The 23254-nt window shown below is 46.9% G+C and carries 18 protein-coding genes; 8 read left to right on the top strand and 10 right to left on the bottom strand.

Features of this window, described 5'->3' with window-relative positions:
* Positions 1-8: 8 nt before the first annotated feature.
* Positions 9-1385 carry a GntP family permease gene (locus R8269_RS17095; protein WP_012841240.1) on the bottom strand — a complete coding sequence of 459 codons (1377 nt, stop codon included), beginning with the start codon at positions 1383-1385 and terminating at the stop codon, positions 9-11.
* A gap of 153 nt (positions 1386-1538) precedes the next feature.
* On the opposite strand from R8269_RS17095, the gene R8269_RS17090 reads away from it, so the two are divergent.
* Together R8269_RS17090 and edd are read left to right on the top strand one after the other, a co-directional pair.
* Positions 1539-2063 carry a gluconokinase gene (locus R8269_RS17090; protein WP_047103696.1) on the top strand — a complete coding sequence of 175 codons (525 nt, stop codon included), beginning with the start codon at positions 1539-1541 and terminating at the stop codon, positions 2061-2063.
* Positions 2063-3859, top strand: coding sequence for a phosphogluconate dehydratase (edd, locus tag R8269_RS17085; RefSeq protein ID WP_213912312.1), 1797 nt, complete (start codon positions 2063-2065; stop codon positions 3857-3859). Before R8269_RS17090 ends, edd begins: the two co-directional genes overlap by 1 nt.
* A 1706-nt stretch (positions 3860-5565) precedes the next feature.
* On the opposite strand, the gene R8269_RS17080 is transcribed toward edd, so the two are convergent.
* From R8269_RS17080 to R8269_RS17065, 4 genes are all read right to left on the bottom strand, one after another.
* Positions 5566-5895 carry an SMR family transporter gene (locus R8269_RS17080; RefSeq protein ID WP_005478614.1) on the bottom strand — a complete coding sequence of 110 codons (330 nt, stop codon included), beginning with the start codon at positions 5893-5895 and terminating at the stop codon, positions 5566-5568.
* On the bottom strand, positions 5892-6296 hold the full coding sequence (locus R8269_RS17075) for an SMR family transporter (protein WP_005379135.1): 405 nt from the start codon (positions 6294-6296) through the stop codon (positions 5892-5894). The genes R8269_RS17080 and R8269_RS17075 overlap by 4 nt, the downstream gene beginning before the upstream one ends.
* A gap of 269 nt (positions 6297-6565) precedes the next feature.
* Entirely contained in the window at positions 6566-7501 is a 936-nt protein-coding gene (locus R8269_RS17070; RefSeq protein WP_213891688.1) for a LysR family transcriptional regulator, read from the bottom strand.
* A 55-nt stretch (positions 7502-7556) separates the two neighbouring features.
* Positions 7557-8564 (bottom strand): substrate-binding domain-containing protein, encoded by a 1008-nt coding sequence (locus R8269_RS17065; RefSeq protein ID WP_017636149.1) that lies wholly within the window; start codon positions 8562-8564, stop codon positions 7557-7559.
* Positions 8565-8783: 219 nt separating this feature from the next.
* Here R8269_RS17065 and R8269_RS17060 point away from each other — a divergent pair, with 219 nt between their 5' ends.
* The 6 genes from R8269_RS17060 to R8269_RS17035 all read left to right on the top strand — a co-directional run bounded on the left by R8269_RS17060 (position 8784) and on the right by R8269_RS17035 (position 16475).
* The gene (locus tag R8269_RS17060; protein ID WP_053349772.1) at positions 8784-10136 is read left to right on the top strand and encodes a serine/threonine-protein kinase; all 1353 of its coding nucleotides are present in this window, start codon (positions 8784-8786) and stop codon (positions 10134-10136) included.
* 12 nt (positions 10137-10148) lie between these two features.
* The gene (locus tag R8269_RS17055) at positions 10149-11621 is read left to right on the top strand and encodes a chromosome partitioning protein ParA (protein WP_258476752.1); all 1473 of its coding nucleotides are present in this window, start codon (positions 10149-10151) and stop codon (positions 11619-11621) included.
* Between the two features lie 2 nt (positions 11622-11623).
* Positions 11624-12196 (top strand): sigma-70 family RNA polymerase sigma factor, encoded by a 573-nt coding sequence (locus R8269_RS17050; protein WP_005379118.1) that lies wholly within the window; start codon positions 11624-11626, stop codon positions 12194-12196.
* 2 nt (positions 12197-12198) lie between these two features.
* Positions 12199-13758, top strand: a complete 1560-nt coding sequence (locus tag R8269_RS17045) for a hypothetical protein (RefSeq protein ID WP_258476753.1) — start codon at positions 12199-12201, stop codon at positions 13756-13758.
* Positions 13759-14020: 262 nt separating this feature from the next.
* Positions 14021-16342, top strand: coding sequence for a hypothetical protein (locus R8269_RS17040; protein ID WP_005379115.1), 2322 nt, complete (start codon positions 14021-14023; stop codon positions 16340-16342).
* On the top strand, positions 16332-16475 hold the full coding sequence (locus R8269_RS17035; protein WP_012841245.1) for a hypothetical protein: 144 nt from the start codon (positions 16332-16334) through the stop codon (positions 16473-16475). The genes R8269_RS17040 and R8269_RS17035 overlap by 11 nt, the downstream gene beginning before the upstream one ends.
* Before the next feature lie 75 nt (positions 16476-16550).
* On the opposite strand, the gene R8269_RS17030 is transcribed toward R8269_RS17035, so the two are convergent.
* The 5 genes from R8269_RS17030 to R8269_RS17010 all read right to left on the bottom strand — a co-directional run bounded on the left by R8269_RS17030 (position 16551) and on the right by R8269_RS17010 (position 23167).
* Positions 16551-17570, bottom strand: coding sequence for an SPOR domain-containing protein (locus R8269_RS17030; protein ID WP_005379113.1), 1020 nt, complete (start codon positions 17568-17570; stop codon positions 16551-16553).
* A 157-nt stretch (positions 17571-17727) separates the two neighbouring features.
* A complete protein-coding gene (locus R8269_RS17025) occupies positions 17728-18678 on the bottom strand; it encodes an ABC transporter permease (RefSeq protein ID WP_005384239.1) in 951 nt (316 codons plus the stop codon).
* A gap of 2 nt (positions 18679-18680) precedes the next feature.
* A complete protein-coding gene (locus R8269_RS17020; RefSeq protein WP_005379110.1) occupies positions 18681-19658 on the bottom strand; it encodes an ABC transporter permease in 978 nt (325 codons plus the stop codon).
* A gap of 147 nt (positions 19659-19805) precedes the next feature.
* Positions 19806-21359: an ABC transporter substrate-binding protein gene (locus tag R8269_RS17015; RefSeq protein ID WP_005379109.1), complete on the bottom strand. Its 1554-nt coding sequence runs from the start codon at positions 21357-21359 to the stop codon at positions 19806-19808.
* A gap of 92 nt (positions 21360-21451) precedes the next feature.
* The gene (locus R8269_RS17010; protein WP_005379108.1) at positions 21452-23167 is read right to left on the bottom strand and encodes a dipeptide ABC transporter ATP-binding protein; all 1716 of its coding nucleotides are present in this window, start codon (positions 23165-23167) and stop codon (positions 21452-21454) included.
* Positions 23168-23254 lie beyond the last annotated feature (87 nt).

Raw genomic sequence — 23254 nt, 5'->3', positions numbered from 1 at the left:
GGGAACCTCTAAAGAATAAAGCTTAATGTTGCGACGATAATAAACGCGATACCGCCAAGTAACGTTTCCATTACCGTCCAAGTTTTTAATGTGGTTTTCTCATCCATCTCAAGCAAACGAGATACCAACCAGAAACCAGAGTCATTGAAGTGAGACAGTACCGTTGCACCACCCGCAATCGCGATTACGATAAAGCAAAGGTCGAGTTCACTCAAACCTGTTGATGCAGCCACAACTGGCGCGATAAGAGCTGCCGTAGTGGTTAGCGCTACCGTTGCCGAGCCTTGAGCAACACGCAGACAGGTTGAAATCACAAACGCCGCCACAATCACAGGCATACCTGTGTCTGTAAGAACGTCAGCCAGTGCATCACCGATACCACTTGAACGCAGTACGCCGCCAAACATGCCACCAGCACCCGTTACTAGGATAACGCCACAGATTGGAGCCAATGACTCACCACACAATTTTTCTAGTTTTGCCATGCCGTAGTCTTTGGCAAACACAGCCAGACAGACAATCAAAGTAATCAGCAACGCGACTGGAGTTTTACCTAGCATACGTAGGAACTCAACCAGTGCCGTTTTGCCATCAATCACACCCGCAACCGCCAGTGTGTTCAGTACCGTATCCAAACAGATTAGCAGGACTGGCAGCACAAGGATGGTCATAACCGTGCCAAATTTTGGTGCGTTGCGCTCATCCACCATCGCTTCGCCATTAAAGAAGGCTTTAGATAGTGGGATATCGAATTTTTTGCCCGCGTACAAACCAAATAGGTAAGCGCCAAGGTACCAAGTTGGAATAGCCACCAGAATACCCACCACCAATAACAGACCGATGTTTGCACCAAGGAATTCTGCCGCTGCAACCGGACCTGGGTGTGGTGGAACAAACGCGTGCATAACCGCAAAAGCACCAGCTGCAGGCAACGCGTATTTAATTGGTGAGCCACCAAAACGAGCCGCCACACTTAGGATGATTGGCATCATCACTACAAGGCCAGCATCGAAGAAGATTGGGAAGCCAAACAGTAATGAAGCGACGCCCAAAGCAAATGGTGCGCGCTCTTTACCAAAGCGACCAATCAAAGTGTCTGCCAGCACTTTCGCACCGCCAGTCACTTCAAGAATTTTACCGATCATCGCACCAAGACCAACCAGCAATGCCACGGAAGCCAGCGTGCCGCCGAAGCCGCCCATCATGGTCGATACGACTTTCTCTGAAGGAACGCCAGTGGCGATTGCCGTACCTAAACTCACCATAGTAAGGGAAGCAAAAGCATGGACTTTCAGTTTAATGATCAGAACGAGTAACGCTGCAATGGCAAGGCCTGCAATCGTCAGTAGGAACGTAGGATCTGGGGCTTGGGTTAATTGCTCCATAGGTTCACCTTTAAGAATTATTGTTTGTGTTATGGTTCACATTTATTTCAGTTACCGGTAACATGTTACCGATAACATGAATAAGATAAACCCATATTTTAAAGTGAATTCAAAAATTGAGATCACGCGCAAATTTGGTTATGAGGATAAGTTATGGCTGGTAGTAGTGTCATCGTTATGGGCGTTTGTGCTAGTGGTAAAAGCACAATTGGTGAGCATCTAGCGAAAAAGCTAGGGCGTAAATTCATTGATGGTGATGATCTTCATCCACGAGCGAACATTCAGAAAATGGCATCGGGCCAGCCTCTGAACGATGATGATCGCAAGCCATGGCTAGAACGCATTCGTGATGCGGCGTACAGCCTAGAAAGCAAAAACGAACACGGCATTATTGTCTGTTCAGCACTGAAAAAGATTTACCGCGATCAGATCCGCGAAGGTAACAACAACGTGACCTTCTTGTTCCTTGATGGCGATATGGAGTTGATCCTTAATCGCATGCGTATGCGCAAAGGCCACTTCATGAAAGAAAACATGGTGAAGAGCCAATTCGAGACACTAGAGCGCCCAGACAACGAGCCTCAAACTCTGATCGTCAGTATCGACGGAGACATCAGCGACGTGGTGGAACGCTCTGCTACTGAGCTAATCAAAATGCAAGCGATCGAGGTGGCGTAATGACTCACTCTGTTGTTCTTGAGGTCACACAGCGTTTGACCGAGCGCAGCCGTGAAGCGCGCGCTGCGTTTCTTGCTCGCACCGAAGTGCAAGCCGAAGCGGGCAAAGGCCGCGTTGGTTTATCTTGTGGTAACTTAGCCCATGCAGTCGCCGCTTCTTGCTCTTCTGAAAAGAAAAATATTCTCGATTTTACTCATGCCAATGTCGCGCTGATCAGCGCCTACAACGACATGTTGAGCGCCCACCAGCCGTACCAAGACTACCCAGCACAAATCAAAAAAGTGCTGGCGGACTACGGCCATACAGCGCAAGTCGCAGGTTGTGTGCCAGCGATGTGCGATGGGGTGACTCAAGGTCAAGCCGGCATGGATATGTCACTGTTTTCGCGTGACTTAATTGCGCAATCAACGGCGTTGTCTTTGAGTCACAATGTCTTTGATGCCACATTACTGCTTGGCATCTGTGACAAAATCGCACCGGGGCAACTGATGGGCGCGCTGTCTTACGCACACCTACCAACGGCGTTTGTGCCAGCGGGTCTGATGGCAACAGGCATCAGCAACGAAGAGAAAGTCGACGTGCGCCAAAAATACGCAGCGGGAGAAGTCGGCAAAGACGCTCTGCTGGATATGGAGTGTCGCGCTTACCACTCTGCGGGTACGTGTACATTTTACGGCACCGCCAATACCAACCAGTTGGTGTTCGAAGCCATGGGCTTGATGCTGCCAGGTTCGGCATTCATTCATCCCCATACCCAACTGCGTAAAGCGTTAACCGATCACGCAGCTCTGAAAATCGCCTCTATGACGGCGGGTTCTGCACACTTTCGTCCGCTGGCCGAGGTGGTCACAGAAAAGAGCTTGGTCAACGGCATCATCGCTCTACTTGCATCTGGCGGCAGTACCAATCACACCATTCATATGATCGCCGTGGCGCGTGCTGCTGGCATCTTGCTCACGTGGCAAGACATCAGCGATCTGTCGGATGTGGTTCCTTTGTTAGCTCGCGTTTACCCGAACGGCCCAGCCGATATGAACGCGTTCCAAGACGCGGGTGGCGTGCCTGCGTTATTGCACCGCTTGAACGAATCCGAGCTTTTGCATCGCGATGTGAAACCCGTGTTTGGTGAATTTGAAGACCAAATGACGCTACCGAGCCTTGTCGATGGCCAACTGACCTGGACATCGTGCCAAGGCAGCCAAGACGGTGACGTGATCGCCAAACCAGACGCCACATTCCAAAATACTGGCGGCACTCGCGTACTGACTGGCAACTTAGGCAAAGCCGTGGTGAAAGTGTCTGCGGTGAAAGAAGAGCAACGCGTGATTGTGGCACCAGCGATCGTATTCCAATGCCAACACGAAGTGGAGGCCGCGTACAAACGTGGCGACCTGAACAAAGACTGCATCGTTGTGGTCACACACAACGGCCCAGCGGCAAACGGCATGCCTGAACTGCACAAGCTGATGCCAATTTTAGGGAACGTGCAAAAAGCGGGCTTTAAAGTCGCGCTAGTGACGGACGGTCGTTTATCTGGTGCATCCGGTAAAATTCCGTCTGCGATTCACGTTTCTCCAGAAGCCATTCGTGGTGGCGCGATTGGTTTGGTGCGCAACGGTGATTTGATTCGTCTGGATTGCCAAACGGGTGAACTGAACAACTTAAGCGACACCACTGGTCGCGAGTTGATTCATTTCGATACCGAATCGACCCAACAAACTTGGGGACGAGGTCTGTTTAGCGTGATCCGCCAAAACGTATCGAGTGCAGAAGAAGGCGCAAGCTTTATTGTTTAAGGCGAGAAGAAAGACCTCGTCGTTCCGACGAGCCCAAGCAAGATCAGGAATTTAATATCAACGTGCTGTGAAGCCAGAGAAAACTCCTCTGCCACAGCACTTTTTGTTGGTAGATTCTGAATCACGCTCGTCCCTCGCTGTTCAGAATGACGAGCGTTGGGATTGGCCTCGGTTCTTTTTAAAAATGAATGAGTCCGTCATTCCGACGAGCCTAAGCAAGATTAGGAATCTACTATCAACGTGCTGTGAAGCAAGAGAAAATCCCCCTCTGTTACAGCACTTTTTGTTGGTAGATTCTGAATCACGCTCGTCCCTCACTATTCAGAATGACGAGCTTTGAGATTGGCCACCGCTATTTCTAAAAACGAATGAATCCGTCATTCCGACGAGCCTAGGCGAGATCAGGAATCTAATATCGACATGCTATGACGTCAGAGAAAACTCCTCTGCCACAGCACTTTTTTGTTAGTAGATTCTGAATCACGCTCGTCCCTCGCAGTTCAGAATGACGAGCTTTGAGATTGGCCACCGCTCTTTCTAAAAACGAATGAATCCGTCATTCCGACGAGCCTAGGCGAGATCAGGAATCTAATATCAACGTGCTGTGAAGCCAGAGAAAATCCCCTCTAATACAGCACTTTTTGTTGGTAGATTCTGAATCTTGCTCGTCCTTCGCTGTTCAGAATGACAAGCTTTAGGATTGGTCACTGCTCTTTCTAAAAAAATGAATCCGTCATTCCGACGAGCCTAGGCGAGATCAGGAACCTAATAGCAAAATGCTGTGAAGCCAGAGAAAACTCCTCTGCCACAGCACTTTTTGTTGGTAGATTCTGACTCTTGCTCGTCCTTCGCTGTTCAGAATGACGAGTTTTGAGATTGGCCTCGGTTCTTTTTAAAAATGAATGAGTCCGTCATTCCGACGAGCCTAGGCGAGATCAGGAATTTAATATCAGCGTGCTGTGAAGCCAGAGAAAACCCCTCTACCACAGCACTTTTTGTTGGTAGATTCTGAATCACACTCGTCCCTCGCTGTTCAGAATGACGAGCTTTGAGATTGGCCACCGCTCTTTCTAAAAACAAATGAATCCGTCATTCCGACGAGCCTAGGCGAGATCAGGAATCTAATATCAACGTGCTGTGAAGCCAGAGAAAATCCCCTCTAATACAGCACTTTTTGTTGGTAGATTCTGAATCTTGCTCGTCCTTCGCTGTTCAGAATGACAAGCTTTAGGATTGGTCACTGCTCTTTTTCTAAAAAAATGAATCCGTCATTCCGACGAGCCTAGGCGAGATCAGGAATCTACTATCAACGTGTTGTGAAGCTAGAGAAAACTCCTCTGCCACTGCACTTTTTGTTGGTAGATTCTGAATCACGCTCGTCCCTCGCTGTTCAGAATGACGAGCTTTGGGATTAGCCTCAGTTCTTTCTAAAAAAATGAATCCGTCATTCCGACGAGCCTAAGCGAGATCAGGAATCTACTATCAACGTGCTGTGAAGCCAGAGAAAACCCCTCTGCTACAGCACTTTTTGTTGGTAGATTCTGAATCACGACCGTCCCTCGCAGTTCAGAATGGCAAGCTTTAGGATTGGCCTCGGTTCTTTTTAAACGAATGAATCCGTCATTCCGACGAGCCTAAGCGAGATCAGGAACCTTGCTCGTCTCTTGCTGCTCAGAATGACGATATCTAGCATTCAGTAAATTACATCAAGCGGTCTTCATCACTACGACGGCAGCAATCACCACAAAGATACCAAACCAGCCGATTGGCTTGAGTTTCTGCTTAAACAGCAAGGCTCCACCCACTGCGGTACCCAAGATACCGATCGCACCCCAAGAGGCATAAGCAATGGCTAAGTCGATCTCTTTCACCGCTTGTGCCAACAGCGTGAATGCTGTCAGTACCAACACAATCGCCGCAATGCCCCAGCCTTTATATTTAAAACCTTTTGAGCGTGTCAGCGCCATATTGGCCATGATATCGACCAAGGCAGCCATCACGACAAATCCAAATGACATCGTAAAAAATTGACTCATGATTCGCACCTTGTACTAGTAGAAAATGAACGTTCTTTTGCCGGTTTATCGGCGTTTTTCTTAGCGTTAGGTTGACCATGTGATTCCCCTAAGGTCACACACACAATGCCAACAACGGCTAACATCAAACCAAACAACTCTTGATGGTTTAAGTTGGCATCAAAGGCGATGATCGACACCACGGTGATCAACGAGATACCCAACCCTTCCCAGACAGCGTATGCCACACCGATAGATATTTTCTTCGCGGCAAACGCGAGAAAGTAGTAAGAGATTGCGATCAGCACATACATTACGATGTAGCCCCACCACCCGTGCCCTTGTCCGATAAGAGACATAGTGCTTGTGCCAGCCACTTCGGCAACGATAGCGAGCAATAAAAATAGACGTGCAACTAGCATGATTAATCCTCCATCAGAAATTAAAAAAATGCATAACGGAGAATGGTGAATGTCGCGTACCTGTATCGACATTCAAAAAGTTAAAAAGATAAAAATGAGCCACTTCTCCTGACTATTTGAGATAAGATTAGCGCTGGGTAGGAAAAAGAGACAGGTAATTGAGATATTCATTTTTGAATATCTTAAGAAGTAGGTTGTCTATGTAATCACACAATATTGATAAGGTTAAAGCATCTACTCTCTCATTCAGCCGATGCCATAAGGTGACGTCATTTCGTAAAAATCAGCGGCGTATTGAGGGTTTGTCGCACCACTTTATGTAGGTGTCTGTGCAAAGGATGGTTGCGGTTGGTTTGAAGGAAACCGCCAGAGACAACAAACTGGCTAAACTCACGATTAACGGGTGGCATTGCGTAAGAGGCGAGTTCTGGCATCAACAATGCCGAGCTTTGACTGGCATACATAATCGCGTCGGTTTCTTGCAACATTTGGCAAGCCAAACGCAAATTATAGGACTTCAGTAACACTACTGGCTCATAACCCATGCGTCGATACTCGGACTCCACGGTACAAAGCGGTTTATATGACGCGGGCGCAGGCAAAGAGACAAGTGGTAGTTTGGACACCGTGTCCCAATCATTGCTGACTTTCGACAACGTTGGGTGGTTTTTGCGCGCCAAAATCACTCGTTTTTCAACGAATAACGGGCGCATGTAAATGTCTTTCGACAGCTCGGTCTCTTGGTCAAGAATGCAGTAATCGTGCTCGCCTTCTAACATTTCATCGTGCGAGTAAGTATTCCAGCTGGAAAAGGCAAAGTGCGCTTTGGGAAAGGCTCGATGACAACCAGTGAGCAGTCGCTGCCCTTGCTCATCCATCAAATAAGGGTCAGTTACAATCGCAATCTGCCCTTGGTATTGCAGTGGGTCGAACACTTCAAATTCTTGCACCACTTTTTCCAGTGGTGCAACCATATTGTCGAACTCGGCGGCGAGACGAATCGCCATGGGTGATGGCTCTACCCCATGTGCTTTACGCACAAAAAGCGGGTCATCAAACACTTGCTTCAACTTCATCACGCCGCGGCTGGCGCTCGGTTGAGAAATGCCAAGCTGCATTGCGGCCAGCTTGATGCTGCGGTTTTCCACCACAGCTTTTAATAAACGCATTAAGTTGAGATCCAATGCATCCAGCTGATGTGCCATACCCTAACCTACCAATACCATTGATGAGCGAATACAAAGAGCAGTTAACAATTAGTTAAACACTCTCTCCCGACGTGATCTGATAACCCATATCGAAGACTTTTTCTTCTTGTGTTTCGCCTTTCAGGCGCGCAATTAATAGCTCTGCGCTCTTTACACCAATTTGGAAACGCGGCGTATCAACGCTGGTCAGTTTCGGGCTGATGGTTTGACCGATATCCAGCGCGTTATAGCCCGCCACTGCCAATTGCTGTGGAACTTGAATGCCACGTTGCTGCGCACTCAGCATGGTGCCAATTGCGATGTCATCGTTGGTACAGAACACCCCATCGAGCGTTGGGTGCGTTTCCAGTGCGCGTTCGAGCAAATCATGCGCTAAAGAAAAACTAGAATGATCACCAGTTAATACATGTTTGGGTTCTAGCCCTGCTTCTGTCATCGCGCGATCGTAACCTTGCATCCGCAATTTGGTTCGCGTATCCAGACGCGCGCCAAAATAGACGATTGTACGCTTCCCCGTATCTAGCATCTGCTTAACCACGGTGTACGACGCATCTTCATGATCGAGTCCAACCGCCATATCAATCGGCTCCGATGGCAGTTCCATGGTTTCGACCACCGGAATGCCCGCATTTTTGATCATCTGTAATGTACGCGGCGTGTGATGGCTTTCAGTTAGAATAAGCCCATCGACTTGATAAGAGAGTAATGACGCGATCTTGCGCTCTTCTTCAAGCTCATCGTAGCTAAAATGCGCTAAAAGCGTCTCATAGCCATTGGCTTTGGTCACCATCTCTATGCCCTGAACAAAGGAAGCAAAAATTTGGTTGGACAAAGACGGCAGTAAAATACCAATGGCTTTACTGGAGGACTTTGACAACATCGCCGGTGCACGGTTTTCGATGTAACCCATCTCTTCAATCGCAGTCGCAATCTTAGCACGAGTCTTTTCTGCCACCGATTCAGGGTTACGCATATAGCGTGAAACGGTCATCTTCGTGACGCCAACCTGGTCTGCGACATCCTGCAATGTCGTACGAGTTTTCTTATTCTGTTGAGCCATAAATATGTGATTTATCAGTAATGTTACAAGTAACATTATGACGAATAGACTCTCTCCCGACAAGCTCAGTGAAAATAATTCGCAAAATCATGACGTTATTACTCCATTAGCCATCAAATTGCGTTTCATGGATTGTGAATCAAAACCGAATAAATAAATGACATTTATATCAAAGTTCTTATAAAATGCCGTACCTAAAAGAATAAGACATTAGTCACAGTGCAGTTAGGCTCTAGCGAAACCCAGATTTACTACCACCTGCTTGATCTGGACGACTCCCAAAAGCAGCAATACCTCCAAGCATTGCAACGAAGTCAACCTGAGCTGTATCGACAACTCGTTCCTCTTTTAGCCAACGAGACACCGGAAGAACAACTAACGCAGTTACTTTATTTTGGTGCTCATCAGGCAACGAACCAAGACGTCGATCTAAGCGGAGAAATCATCAGTAAGTACCGCCTAACTCATGAGTTGGGGCGTGGTGGCATGGGTGTCGTATACGCAGCTCTACGTGCAGATGAAACGTTCGAGCAAGATCTGGCTATCAAGTTTATTCAAAGCAATTTGAGCAATGTGTTAGGGCAACGCGCACTCTTCGATGAAGCTCAACTTCTCGCGCGTCTAAACCATCCTTACATCGCGAAAGTGTTTGACGGCGGTCTCCATCAAGATTCGGTTTACATCGTGATGGAGCGGGTGTTTGGTCAAACTTTGGATGAGTACCTATCTGAAAATAAGCTAGAAAAAACGGAGAAGCTGCTGTTGTTTAAGCAGATCTGCCAGGCGATGGAGCACGCCCACCAGCACCAGGTTTTGCATGCCGATCTAAAACCAGAAAATATACTGATTGATCGTAGCAAGCGTCCCAAGCTGCTTGACTTCAACTTGACTCAAAAAGCGCACTCCAACCGAGAAGATTCACCCTCAGCGCTGATTGCGTTTAGCCAAAATTTTGCCAGCCCAGAGCAGCAAGCAGGACAGGTTCTAACAGAGCAAAGCGACGTGTACTCCTTAGGCAAAATTCTCGCTTTGATGTTTCCATCACCAACAATTTGGTCTGATGTTTACTGGGTGATAAGACGCGCAACGCGTCCTGCCACTCAAATGCGATATATCAATGTTCGAGCATTGCGCATTGATATCGAACGAATTATCGAACGCCGTCCAATCGAGCAGAAAAAAAACTGGCCATTGTATAGCGCCTTTCGCTTGGTACAACGACGTCCCCTTGCTTCGGTATTGTCAGGCATCATTGTGCTCTCTGGTGTGTTATTTGGCAGCGCCATGATGCAAAAGAATATCCAGTTGCAACAAGAGAAGAAGATTGCAGAAGATATGATGTACGAAATGACTCGCCTCATCTTCCACGCGAAGGGGCAAAATGTCGAACATCTCTCAGTGAACTCCATGATGGAGTTAACACGAAGGCGGATACTCTCTAACCCAGATATCCCCAAACATATAAAACAAAAAATGTTGTTGGCGATGATGACACCGGTGCCAGAGAAGCACCTAACTACACCAATGAGTTGTCAGCCAAATTGTGCGTCTAAGGACAGCACCAACCAATAAGGCTTAAACAAGATGTATACACGTTCAGTGGTATTTTGGCTGTCTGCATTGACGGCTACGTCCACGTTGGCAGCAGACGTTTCAGTTGCCACTTCACACCCACCAGCTTCAACCTTGAAGCAAGGCTACTTTATCGACGCCCCAGTGACTGGCCTGTATTACAAAACCAGTTCCAATATCACTGGCGTCACTCAGCAAGGAGCATTTCATTACCAACCCGGTGATGTAATTAGCTTCTTCCTTGGTAACGATGATAAAGGTTATCTGCTGACGACCTTATCAAGCCAAGAAGTGCTGACGCCGACGATGGCGACAACCAAACCTAGCCGCAGCATCAATATGACGCGTCTGCTGCTTTCTCTCGACAGCACGCCCGAGAATCGTGAGGAAATTGTCCTAGCAAACCGTGTGCTGTCTGATCCTCACTTTCAAAGCCAGCTCAAAGGCCTTGATCTCAATTACCTGGATGACGCTAAACGCTACCTCAATCTCGATTGGGTATCTGTCAATGAGGCGATTGAGCACCTAAACGAAAGCCAGCAGTACATTGAAAAAAACTTTACCTCTGATGAGATCATTTTTGAACCTCGCGACATGACGTTCAAAAACATCGTCATCAAAAAGAAGGATTGGCAAGGCCGCGCTTGTGCTTACGATCTACGCTATCAGCATCATCCCAAATATCGTCCTCCTATTGGTGAAACTCGATTCACTATCACCAAAGACTCATTGATTGAACACCCAAGCATTGGCGATCATTTTCAAGGCTGCTTCCTCTCGATGAAGCGCCCTATCACGGAAGATGTCGTCGAACCGATAAGCAAGTTTGCGGATTGGTTTAATATCGTTGGTTGTTCAATCACAGGGTGCACCCGCAACGACTTGAATGGCTTCTCTCTCGAAGACTTCGATGATGAAGGCGACTGGAAGTACCGCTCCGTTGCCCTCAATTTTGATCCGAGCACCGAGTTATTGATGGAAAAAGTACAAGGTCTCGGGCGTAAAAAAAACATCCAACACAATAACCGCACAGAAATGCTCTGGTTTACGTATCCAAATACTAGCGAACACGATATTGACTACCTCGGTGTGTGGCAGCAAACCGAATACCACCAACAGTCCATGACACAATCGTGCCTATTGATGCGCCATCAACAAGTCATGCGACTGCCGCAAAATACGGACACCTGCCCAACCGATACAAGCCTGTACACCCAAGATGTTACCCGCGAATTTGCCGACATGTGGTGGGTCAACAATAGCGCCCCCAAAGCCGAACTCGCGCAAATGAACGTCATGGTACGTTGGTCAACAACCCCATCTGAAATCAATTACACCAGCTGGGAATACTTGCCAGCTGGTGCAACTTGGGAGCAAGGCATTTTATATCGCTATCAACAAAATGTTCTGCGCAACCAAGACGGTTCCGATCGCATTGAAACCCACACCATTTCTGAATTTGTCAAAGTGAGCGAGGATGTATAACCATGGCAACAGCAGTAGCACTGACACAAATCATTCAACAATGGCAATCTGGTGATAAACGAGCTGAGAGCGAGCTCTATCAGTTTGCTTATTTACAGTTGCGTAAGATCGCCCAGCACGAGCGTGAACGAAATGCAGAAAAGTACGGCACCGACAACAAAGTACTGGCAGACAGCGTCAACAGCACCACGGCATTAATTCATGATGCTTACCTGAAAATGTCCAACTGCGACATGAGTGAAATTGAAACAAAGCGCGATTTCTTTTTGATGGCCGCCAAAGTGATGCGTCAAATCTTGATCGACAACGCACGCTCGCACCAAGCACAAAAGCGTCAACACATTACATTGATGAGAGATGAAGAAGATCGTTTCGAGCAATTGATTATCATGGATAAAGCTCTGGATAGTTTCAGTAGCCGCTATCCACGCCAATCGAGCGCACTCAAACTCAAGTATTTAATGGGCATGAAAAACCAAGAAATCAGTGAGCTACTCGAGTGCAGCGCAAGCCTGATAGAGAAAGACCTCAAATTCTCTCGCAGTTGGCTACAATCACGAATGGCGCACACGTAATCATGAACAAAAAGCTTTGGATAATCGGCGCAGTATGCGTCGGTTTGTTCGGTATTTACTTCATTTCAAACAAACACAATTTGGCATCTGTGAAAGACTCGTCAGACAACGCCGACAAGTCAACCCAGCAAGCACATCGTCAATATGAGCGCACATCTTTAGTTGAAGTAAAGCAAGCGTTGACAGGTTCTGCGTTGGATCGCACTCCTAAAAAGACGGGAGATGACGCATTTAACTCCGCCCTTTTAGGACAACCTGGCCCTGTTACGAATCCATTTCATACCACAGAAGACAACACGTTTTACGAGTCAGCATTGGGTGATAAGAACAGCCGACCACAAGAGGACCCATCAGAGAATAATAAACCCATCATCAACCTCACTGTGGAACAGCAGCTACAAACCATTATTTATGCTTGGGAGCTGAAACAAAACTCTCCGGTGAGTTATTCGCTCAACCTTAACCAGCTTTTTGAAGACCCAGATGGCGATCTCCTCACCACTCAGATTTGGCTTGAAAACGCCAATGGGTTAAGAGTCCTCAACCAAGGACAAATGATGGTGCAAGGAGCGCCTGAGGAAATAAAAACCACCACATATTTGGCGGTAGCAGCGCGCGATGATTATCACGGTAATAGCGATCATGCATGGGTCACAACGCGCTTTGAGTTACCCGTTATCACACCCGATCAAAATGACACAGAACACTCGTTAGTTGGCGATGTAGTTTATCGCCTAGAGACGACACAAAATCTTGCAGGTATCGCGTACGCGTATGAAGTGGTGTATTGCGAGGCCTTTCAGTTTGAGGGGGGCGAAGTAAGTTATGCCGCCTCACACAACAAACGCCAGTGTCCTGAAAAGGGAGACTTGAAAAAAGTGGGCAAGTACAAAATCAGTGATGACTCGTTGATCATTTATGTCCAAGGTGTACGCCAAATTTGGACCATCAAAAAAGAATACCCATCTCAGGTTCATGAAGATACTCGGAACTACTTCATCACCGTGTTTGATGGTAAACAATTCGAAAGCTATACCATGCAAAAGAACAAGCAGTCCATGGAAAAGCGCATCAATGTCCACACTGGCGAGTACGAATATCAAGGAACGTCGTTTGACTACCTCTTCCCAATTTCAGGAGGAGGTTACATAAACGGGACTGCTAGCAACTACATATTTGATAGAAGTGTTCAGGGTAACGAACCAGTGCACAAACTGGACTCTGATCTCAATATGAAATCAAATCAACATGACCTCTTTTGTCATGATTATTTATTTTACTGGTACAGCTCTATCGTAGCTGGGCGAGGAGAGTTTGCCGATATTATCTCTAGCTCAATGGATTTTGACAACGTGACACCAATACATTGTGCTGACTGGCCAGATAATTACTGGCAACGAACATTTATGTTTTACAACCTTGAATACACAGATTACGACATATTCATTCCAGGCGAAGTCTACAGTTATGTGCTTAAACCTCACCCTCAATTTGCTGATCGCGTTGAGGAATTTAAGATCAACATGATTTATCACGCCCCTGTCCTTAGAGACACCCAATAAACCTTTTTTACCGGTGGTTATATTAACAAAACAATCATTCCCAAAATAAAACTGGAACCGTGATCAAATTATAAATTTTCCATCATAGACAAAAAATAGAAATAAATTTTACGGGTTTTGTGCGGATTTTCGTGTCTTGAACCTAAGCTCAATAGTCATTAAAAAGACACCACTCTCTTATATCTCACTAGTGAGATATAAAGAAAAAAATAATAAAAAAAGCGACTTTCTCATTCGGAAACGAAACAAGGACAAATAAATAATGAATAAGGTGAGTTTACTAGCAGCGTCAGTGGCTATCGCTCTTACAGGCTGTGGCGGTTCAGATGGTGGTTCAAACAGTGCTAACGACGGCGTTGTGATCACAGGTTTTGACGGCTACTTCAAGCATGCCGTTGTTTTTGAAGATACGAACAACAACGGCCAATGGGACACTCAAGAAACATTCCTTGGTCTGACCGATGAGAAAGGTCAACTGAAATTGGATGCAAAACCAGAAAGCACTCTAGCGCTACAGACCATCACACCAAACGGTTCAAAGCAGAAACAGCTCATCGCCTTGGATGCGAAAGAGTACGCTGGCAAATACACGGTTGATATGGATCATCCAGGCCAAGCTATGGCGCACGAAATCGTATTCCGTGCACCAACATCGTCAAACGTGATTTCACCTATCACGGATCTTGTGGCGATTGAAATGGCAAAAGATCCAGCCATTAGTGAAGAAGATGCGAAAGCGAAAGTAAACCAAGCGCTAGGAGGCTCAGAAGAAGCACCAATTGATCTGTACAGTGATTTTGTTGAAGGTGCGACAAAAAACGCCGAACTACATAAAACCGCTCAGATTCTGACCGACTCGAAAGCACAAAACCCAACGAACTACGAGAAAAAAGCCACGGAGTTTGCTCAAGCGGCAAACCAAGAAGTGGAACGTCTTGTTGCATCTGGCGAAAACATCAATGACCCAAATCTACGTCCAATCATCACTGACGCGACCCCAGACAGCGACACCTTAGCACCTGAAACGGTAGTTAATAACAAGCTAACCATAAACAAAATCGTCGAAAAGGCAGCTAAAGATAAGCTAGAAAAACTACCAAAAATCGTACAAGGCGTGGACTTTGATGGCTTAGAGCTAGACATTGAAGGTCTATTTGCAGACAAAGACCAAAACCTTGTGACAACCAAACTGACGCACAGCTTTGCAGGCACAGGCATTGAAGTTGTGCAAACTGGCAACCTGATTGTTCTACATCCAACTGCAATCGTAGAGAAAGCTGGTGATTTTGAGATTGTTCTAACGGCGCAAGACATTGATTCGTCAAGTAAGGTTTTGGGTACGGTAAGCACCGTATTTCAGTTCGAAATCGAATCGGCAAACTTACCACCAATGGTTGTAGAAACAGAACAAGCGCGTCTGCAGTCCATCGTTGATGGTTGGTACCTACAACAAGGTGAAGTGTTTGAACAAACACTCGATATTTCTGGTTTGTTCCAAGATAAAGACGGTCAAATTACCGACTACTCAGCGGACTATGTAGACATTGAAGGTTTAACAGTATCTGAGGATGGTAATGCAATTATCACCATTAAAGGCACACCAACAAAAGCAGGTGAAGCTGGAGCAGTACTGGCGATTAGCGCAACAGATGGCCATACCGCGGTACAAATTGCGCTCAGCATGCCAACGGTTATCGAAGGCGTCACGCCACCACCAGTAGTACCGACTTTGGGCTTCACTCACGAGCACTTCAACGGTCAAGAATGGAAAATGGGTAGCTTCGCTCAAAAAGACGGTGAAATCGGCTACGCCATGCTGATGCAAGATTCTGAAGGCCTACTATTCTGCTGGGGTTCAAACCACGATGAGATGAATCAAGAGTACAAAGCGAACATCAGTGACTTCCTAAAAGACACATGGGAACACGATGCTTACGCCATTCTTGCCGATCTGGACCAACAAACTGGTTACACGGAATACAACAATAAAGACTGTAACGACGTTGAGCTGAAAGACGGTAAGCTATACAACAGCTACGGCGACGAGTATGAAATGTTGTACCAGCACAAAACCGAGCATAACGGCACTCAAATGATCGTTAAAATATCAGATGATGAGCTGTTCTGGATGGACTCAAGCAATACCCCATTTGCAGAATCACTTTCGGTTGCAGAACACATCAAACACGGCACAGTAGAGCATGACTTGATGGTAGAAAGTAATGGCACAGGCGACGACACAGTCCTGAAATACTCGTCAGGTGCGTACGAATACGACACTGATACTTACAACTACACTTCGTTCATGCCAACAGGATTCCAAACTCCAGGTAATTGGGAAATCCAGAATGATGAAGACCGTGAACTGCTGATTCTAGAAGAAACAGGCTCAGAGTCAGATTACAAAACTCGTCATCGTTACATCAACCGCGATTTTGGTGACTTTTATATTGGTATTCGTTGGAGTAAAGAACAAAACGGTCATGAATCCGCACCGGAATATGGTCTGTACTCTAACAGCAAAGAAGCCATGACAAGCATCGCGAGTTCACTACCGATTTTGGAGCCTGGTGATGATGACTAAAGCAACCATCGTTAACCCTTGCTGTGATAGCGTGCATTTGCGCAGAAGACGCAGAACACTTTGGGAACGATTGGTCGGCATCAAAGAAGTGTATATCTGCTCTAACTGTCACAAAGAAACGCCACTCAAATAGCGATAATATTTGAGACCGCAAAAAAGCCCCGAACTCGGGGCTTTCTTCTATATTTTGACCACAATATCTGAGTCGTTATTTCACGCACACCACGTTCAATAATGAGGTCCCGGTGAGCTGATTGGGCTCACGATCGGCGAACAAACCTTTCTTATCTTTGCCCCAATACGGCAGTTGCAGTGGCCATTGATTTTTTTCCATCACCCCAGACGCCCTCAGCGCTTTAAACTCTGCAGGGTTAGCTAAGTTCATACCCAGTTGCTGACATACTTTGTGCGAGTTTTCGTAGTTGAGGCGGTTCCACGGCTTACCATGTTCCATGTAAAACTGATTATGGTGATCGAGTAAATATGGGACCACGTACGTTTTGCCCTGTACTGAAGTTCTCAACCGAACTTCAATGTCATCATTTCCAGTGACAATTGGCTTCGCTTTGGTCTTAGCAACAGGCGTAGACGAAGAGCTATCACGTGAACTTTTTGCCTTGGTATCTGGCTTCTCTGCCCGCGCTTTAAAGGCGTCGGTATCAGCTCGCACAGCAGGAACTGGCGCGGGTTTCGGGGTCACCGTCGGTGTTGGCTTAACCGAAGATGCGGCTGATTTCGACGATACAGTAGATTTAGGTGTAGGTGGTGTTACTGGTTGTTTCGTCCCTTTCCCAACCACTCGGATGAACGCCTCTTTGTAATTCGACAAGGTTTTGACTCCTCGTAAGTCATCCCTCGCATCAGACAATGCCTTGTAAGGTCCAATCAAACAGCGATAGCCTTTGGATTCAGGCTTCATCCATACGTCGGTCGTGATTTTACTATAGAGAGGCTTAGCTTTCGCGAGAGACATAGGCTTGGGTAGCAATCCGCATTGAATCCAGTAAAGGTAGTTGCCCCCCTGCGGCACTTTCTTTCCCCATACTCCGTTACCAATTGGGCACGTTTTCTCAAGCATCGGTAATTCTTTCTCGCTGGCTTGAGTGGCTTGGCAAAGGAACTCCTCCGCCTCAACTGGATTAGAAAACTGGGCGCATACCAGCAACAAACCCAAAGCCAGGCTTGCTTGGAAGACGTTAGATGGGCGTTGGGCCTTCTTCATTTCCATACACTTCACTCTAAATTAGTGGGTAAGGTCATCATGGCGGAAAAGCGCCAAAAAAATGTGAACAAAGAATAACTAGCAAAAAAAGAGCCGGAATTTGCATCCGGCTCTCAGTTTAGGAAGGAATTAAGTGAATTTACAACGCTTGGTGGGAAAATTCTTATCCTTTGTACAGTTTCGGGTTGAATACATCACGTAGCCAGTCGCCCAACAGGTTGATAACCAAAACCAATGTTACTAGCACGATGCCAGGGAAAGCAGTAATCCACCATGCACCAGAGAAGATGTAGTTAAAGCCGATGCTGATTAGCGCACCCAGTGACGGCTGATCGACTGGCAGACCCAAACCTAGGAATGACAGCGCCGCTTCCGACATGATCGCGTTCGCTACCTGTACCGTCGAGATAACCAAGATTGGCGATAGACAGTTTGGCAGAATGTGACGGAACATGATTCGCGGAGCTTTAAAGCCCATCACACGCGCCGCTTCGACGTATTCTTTCTTCTTCTCTGCCAATACCGAGGCACGAATAGTCCGTGCGTATTGCGGCCATTCTGCCACACCGATGATCACCACCAGCATGACCACCGCATATTGGCTGTAAAAATCACTGCCAAAGCTGGCTTTAAAGATTGCAGAGACGATGATCGCCACCATCATGGTCGAGAACGATAGTTGAACATCCGCAAAGCGCATCAAGAAGCTATCGATACGACCACCGAAGTAACCCGCCGACAAACCAATGATGATACCCAGAATCAACTGAAGACCGACGGCTAAAAAGCCGATCGTCAAAGACAAACGAGAACCGTAAAGAATGGTCGATAAAATATCACGGCCTTGCTCATCAGTACCAAGAACAAAACGCTCATCGCCATCTTCCATCCACGAAGGTGGCAACTCAGAATCCATGATGTCGATAGACGTCAGATCGTACGGGTCTGTTGGCGCAAGAATCGGTGCAGCCAATGCCAATACTAAGAACATCATAAAGACGGTAAAACTCGCCATCGCCACTTTGTCGCGTTTGAAGTAATACAGAAAATCTGACTCTTTGAAACGCTGCCACGCTGATGGAGCAGGAGCTGGTGTTAAATTTGATTGGCTCATGATTAAGCTCCTTTTCCAGTTAGGTTCACAGTTGGGTTGATGATGCCGTACAGCAAGTCAACGATGGTATTGGTTACCACGAAGATCAGACCAACAAAGATAACGTAGGCAGTGATCAGCGGTGTATCTACACGGTTGATTGCCTCTAGGAAAAGGAAGCCAGTGCCCGGCCATTGGAACACGGTTTCAGTAAGAATGGTGTAGGCCACCATGGTACCAATCTGCACGCCACCTACCGTCAATACTGGTAGCATGGTGTTCTTAAGTGCATGTTGGTAATAAATCTTTTGTAAGTTCAAACCTTTTGCTTTGGCGAACTTAATGTATTCCGAACTCAGTACTTCCAGCATTTCTGAACGTACCAAACGGATGAACAACGGCAGCATGATAGACGCTAGCGCAATACAAGGTAGGATGAGGTGCTTGATACCATCAATGGTAAAGAAGCCAGATTCCCAACCGAGTACGTTAGCGGTTTCACCTCGCCCATAGGAAGGCAGCCAGCCGAGTTCGATGGAGAAGACGTACATCAGCATGATTGCGGTTAGGAACACCGGAATCGAGATGCCGACACTACTCATCGCCATAACAAATTTGGTAAAGACACTCTTCGGGTGAATCGCGGAATACACCCCGAGTGGTATAGAGAAAACGATAATGATGAGCGTCGCGCCAAACACGAGCTCTAATGTTGCCACCAGCTTATCGAGGATCACCTCAACCGCAGGTCGCTTGAAAAAATATGAGGTACCCAAATCACCTTGCAGTGCATTACCCACAAAGCGCGTGTACTTTGTGATAAAGGGATCGTTCAGGCCCAAGTCGTCGCGTAGCGCTTGACGCTCCGATTCCGAAACCGACTGACCTACAAGCTCACGCAGCGGATCACCCAGGTTGTCCTGAATGGCAAACGCCACCAAACTGATCACAAACATCACTATCAGTGCCTGAAACAGGCGCTTGACCAGAAACGAAAACATTCCTTGCCCCTTAACTATCCATAGATCTCTAAATTAGAGAGAAAATTCAGTCTAAATAACCCACTCAATCCGACTGAAACAAAACTGAGTCGAGTGCTTTAAGTTGAGGAGGGAAATCCATCCCTCCTCAAAGTCGACTAACCGTGATTATTCAACCACTAGGTCACCGAAGTAAGGCATTACCATTGGGTTAACGATGTCTGCCGCTTTCACGTTAGACTTCGCACCCCACGCTTCACTTTGCCAGTGTAGCGGTACGAATGCTGCGTCGTTGTATAGTGTTGCTTCTACACCTTTCAGCATTTCTGCACGTTTCGCAGGATCCGTTTCTACGTTCGCAGCTTCAACCACTTTGTCCATTTCTGGGTTTGAGTAGTAACCACAGTTGTACTGACCACGACCCGTTTCTTCGTTACGAGTCATGGTTAGGAACTCATTGAAGTTCGCCGAATCTTCCGTATCTGAGTGCCAACCGATCATCAGCATGTCTGCCGCACACTTGTCGAACTCTGGCCAGTATTGCGCTTTTGGCATGGTCTTCAGATCAACCTTGATACCGATCTTAGACAACATTGCCGCCGCCGCTTGTGCTACTTTCGCATCATTCACGTAACGGTTGTTTGGTGCGATCATCGTTAGCGTCAGGCCGTTTTCGTAACCCGCTTCTTTCATCAGTTCTTTCGCTTTCTTCAAATCGTAGCGAGGAACCAGTTTGTCATCGTGACCTACGTAACCTGCCGGGCTTTGCTGACCAGCAGCCGTTGCGAAGCCTTTCATGATTTTCTTCACGATACCTTCGTTATTGATTGCGTGAACAATCGCTTGGCGAACGCGAACGTCTTTCAATGCTTCGTTGCTGTTTTGGTTTAGTTGGAACGTGATGATACGAGTACCAGGTAGCGTAACTAGGTCGATGCCGTCAGCATCTTCAACGCGTTTGTGGTCGTTTGGCGCTACAGGGTGAATCATGTCAACACCGCCAGAAAGCAGCGCTGCTACACGAGTTGCGTCTTCTTTAATTGGCACAAGCGTTAGCTTATCAACGTTACCTTTCGACTCTTTGTCCCAGTAATCTTTAAAGCGTTCAAATTCCACTTTTACGCCCTGCTCACGTGAAGTCACAATGAATGGACCCGTGCCAGATACGTTAGTCGATGCAAATGAGTTACCGTGCTTCACTAGCTCAGACTTGTCTTTGCCGTCCGCAGTTTTGCCCGTGTAGAACTTGCTGTCCATTGGGAAAATGTACGTTGCGGTTTGCAGCACTAGTGGGTAAGGACCTTTAGTTACAAGATCGAACGTGTTGTCGTCAACTTTGACGATTTTTTCGTACGGGTCGAAGATGTTTTTAAAGTCAGGAGAGCTTTGTAAACGCTGGAACGTCCACACGACGTCGTCAGCCGTTAGAGTATTGCCAGAATGGAATTTCACACCTTCACGCAGTTTGAAACGAACAGTCGTATCGTTAATACGTTCCCAGCTTTCTGCTAGGCGAGGCTCGAAATCCATTTTTTGAGTAAAGCGAACCAACGGATCAAATACCATGTGTGACATTTGCAGTGTGCCACCTGATAGCTGCTCATGTGGGTCAAGCGATACTGGGTCAGCTGCATAGCCAACTTTGATATCTGCTGCCATTGCGTTAAAGCTTAGGCCCGCAGCCATTAGCGCCACTGCTAATTTGCTTTTCATGGTTTTCATTTGCATAACTCCTTCATGCGGGGATACGGATCCCTTGTTGTTGTGTTTGCGTCTTTGTTATGACTAAAGGTTAGCCAAGCGAATTGCTTGGTTTATGCCGTTTCGATCTCTTCTCGCAAGCCTGTAAACTCCGGCATCAGAGAAATCAATTTTTTGCTGTATTCGTGTTGAGGTGCCGTGAATAACTGTTCTGTTGGTGCCACTTCTAAAAGTGTACCCATTTGCATCACACCTACTCGGTCACACATCTGACGAATAACAGGTAAATCGTGGCTGATAAACAACATAGTCAAGTTCAGCTCACTTTGCAGATCTTTCAGCAAGTTTAGAATTTGTGCCTGTACCGATACGTCCAGTGCTGAGGTCGGTTCATCACAAATCAAAAGTCGAGGACGAGTCGCCAACGCACGCGCAATAGAAATACGCTGACGCTGACCACCGGAGAATTCATGAGGGTACTTAAGCCCAGCCATTCGACCCAAACCAACATGATCCAATAGGTCATTCACGATTTGGCGAGTTTCCGACTCGTTTTTCGTCAATTTATGGAAACGGATTGGCTCAGCAATAATATCGAATACCTTCATACGAGGGTTCATTGAAGTATATGGGTTTTGGAACACCATCTGCATTTGACGACGCATCGGGCGGCGCTCTTTCTCAGAGGTTAAAGCGGTCAGGTCAATGCCCTCGAATTTCACCTGACCAGAGTTAGGTTGGTATAAACCAGCAATCACACGTGCAATGGTCGATTTACCTGAACCAGACTCGCCCACCAAACCAAAGGTTTCGCCTTCGTGCACTTCAAAGCTCACATTATTAGATGCTTGCACGTATTCTCGGCGGCTCTCGAACAAAGAGTCTTTGGTCACAAAGCGAAGATTGACGTTCTTCACGTCCAAAAGCGGGCCAGTGTACTCACGTTCATCTTGGCTTTGTCCTAACCAGTGGTTCTTGATATCGAGTGGCTCCATTTCCGCCGCTTCTTCGATATAGCTTACTAACGGGAAACGATCTAGCTTTCTGTCTGAACGTGGTACCGCTGAAATTAGACTGCGAGTATAAGAGTGATCAGGATCGCCCAATACTTTGGCTGTTGGTCCAAACTCCACCAAGTCACCACGATACATTACCGCCACGCGATCGGTGACGTTGGAGACGACACCCATATCGTGAGTAACCAACATACAGCCGACATTGTTCTTGATACACAGCTCGCGGATCAAGTTGAGGATTTGGTCTTGGATAGAAACGTCTAACGCCGTAGTTGGTTCGTCCGCAATGATGAGATCAGGCTCACCAGCCAAAGCAATGGCAATGACAACACGCTGACGCATACCACCAGAGAATTGGTGCGGGTACTGCTTTAAGCGGTTTTCTGGTTGAGGAATACCAACCTGCTGCATAAGAGAAAGCGCGCGCTGATACGCCTCTTCATCAGAGACCTTCATGTTGGCGTGGATCGTCTCTTTCAGCTGTTGCTCAACAGTAAAAAGTGGATTGAGCGAGGTCATCGGATCTTGGAAAATAAAACCTATTTTCGAGCCGCGAACCTTACGCATCGCTTCTGGTGATAGGCCAGAAATTTTTTCTCCATCCAAGAAAACATCGCCGCTAGCAACGCGACCTGGAGGGCTAAGCAAATCAATAACGGCGTTACCAACGGTGGATTTACCCGCACCTGATTCGCCAACAACACCCACGATTTCACCACGTTCAATATGAAAAGAAAGTGACTTCACGGCAGCGTGAACGCCGTGTCGGGATGGGTATTCAATACGAAGGTTTTTCACTTCTAATAGTGACATTTCAGACCTCTACTGCCTTGTCTGTGGTATCGAATCATGCCAAAGGCACCATTCATCACCTGAATGAATCCGTTCAAATTCAGAATA

Source organism: Vibrio sp. Vb0667, from assembly GCF_033391095.1.
Note: the sequence above shows the minus strand (reverse complement) of the source record. Positions and strands in the feature narration are given on the sequence as shown.

Bases quoted from the DNA above. Each gene is read 5' to 3' on its own strand.
- R8269_RS17095 (WP_012841240.1), bottom strand. From the start codon at position 1,385: ATGGAGCAATTAACCCAAGCCCCAGATCCTACGTTCCTACTGACGATT.
- R8269_RS17090 (WP_047103696.1), top strand. From the start codon at position 1,539: ATGGCTGGTAGTAGTGTCATCGTTATGGGCGTTTGTGCTAGTGGTAAA.
- edd (WP_213912312.1), top strand. From the start codon at position 2,063: ATGACTCACTCTGTTGTTCTTGAGGTCACACAGCGTTTGACCGAGCGC.
- R8269_RS17080 (WP_005478614.1), bottom strand. From the start codon at position 5,895: ATGAGTCAATTTTTTACGATGTCATTTGGATTTGTCGTGATGGCTGCC.
- R8269_RS17075 (WP_005379135.1), bottom strand. From the start codon at position 6,296: ATGCTAGTTGCACGTCTATTTTTATTGCTCGCTATCGTTGCCGAAGTG.
- R8269_RS17070 (WP_213891688.1), bottom strand. From the start codon at position 7,501: ATGGCACATCAGCTGGATGCATTGGATCTCAACTTAATGCGTTTATTA.
- R8269_RS17065 (WP_017636149.1), bottom strand. From the start codon at position 8,564: ATGGCTCAACAGAATAAGAAAACTCGTACGACATTGCAGGATGTCGCA.
- R8269_RS17055 (WP_258476752.1), top strand. From the start codon at position 10,149: ATGTATACACGTTCAGTGGTATTTTGGCTGTCTGCATTGACGGCTACG.
- R8269_RS17050 (WP_005379118.1), top strand. From the start codon at position 11,624: ATGGCAACAGCAGTAGCACTGACACAAATCATTCAACAATGGCAATCT.
- R8269_RS17045 (WP_258476753.1), top strand. From the start codon at position 12,199: ATGAACAAAAAGCTTTGGATAATCGGCGCAGTATGCGTCGGTTTGTTC.
- R8269_RS17040 (WP_005379115.1), top strand. From the start codon at position 14,021: ATGAATAAGGTGAGTTTACTAGCAGCGTCAGTGGCTATCGCTCTTACA.
- R8269_RS17035 (WP_012841245.1), top strand. From the start codon at position 16,332: ATGATGACTAAAGCAACCATCGTTAACCCTTGCTGTGATAGCGTGCAT.
- R8269_RS17030 (WP_005379113.1), bottom strand. From the start codon at position 17,570: ATGGAAATGAAGAAGGCCCAACGCCCATCTAACGTCTTCCAAGCAAGC.
- R8269_RS17025 (WP_005384239.1), bottom strand. From the start codon at position 18,678: ATGAGCCAATCAAATTTAACACCAGCTCCTGCTCCATCAGCGTGGCAG.
- R8269_RS17020 (WP_005379110.1), bottom strand. From the start codon at position 19,658: ATGTTTTCGTTTCTGGTCAAGCGCCTGTTTCAGGCACTGATAGTGATG.
- R8269_RS17015 (WP_005379109.1), bottom strand. From the start codon at position 21,359: ATGAAAACCATGAAAAGCAAATTAGCAGTGGCGCTAATGGCTGCGGGC.
- R8269_RS17010 (WP_005379108.1), bottom strand. From the start codon at position 23,167: ATGTCACTATTAGAAGTGAAAAACCTTCGTATTGAATACCCATCCCGA.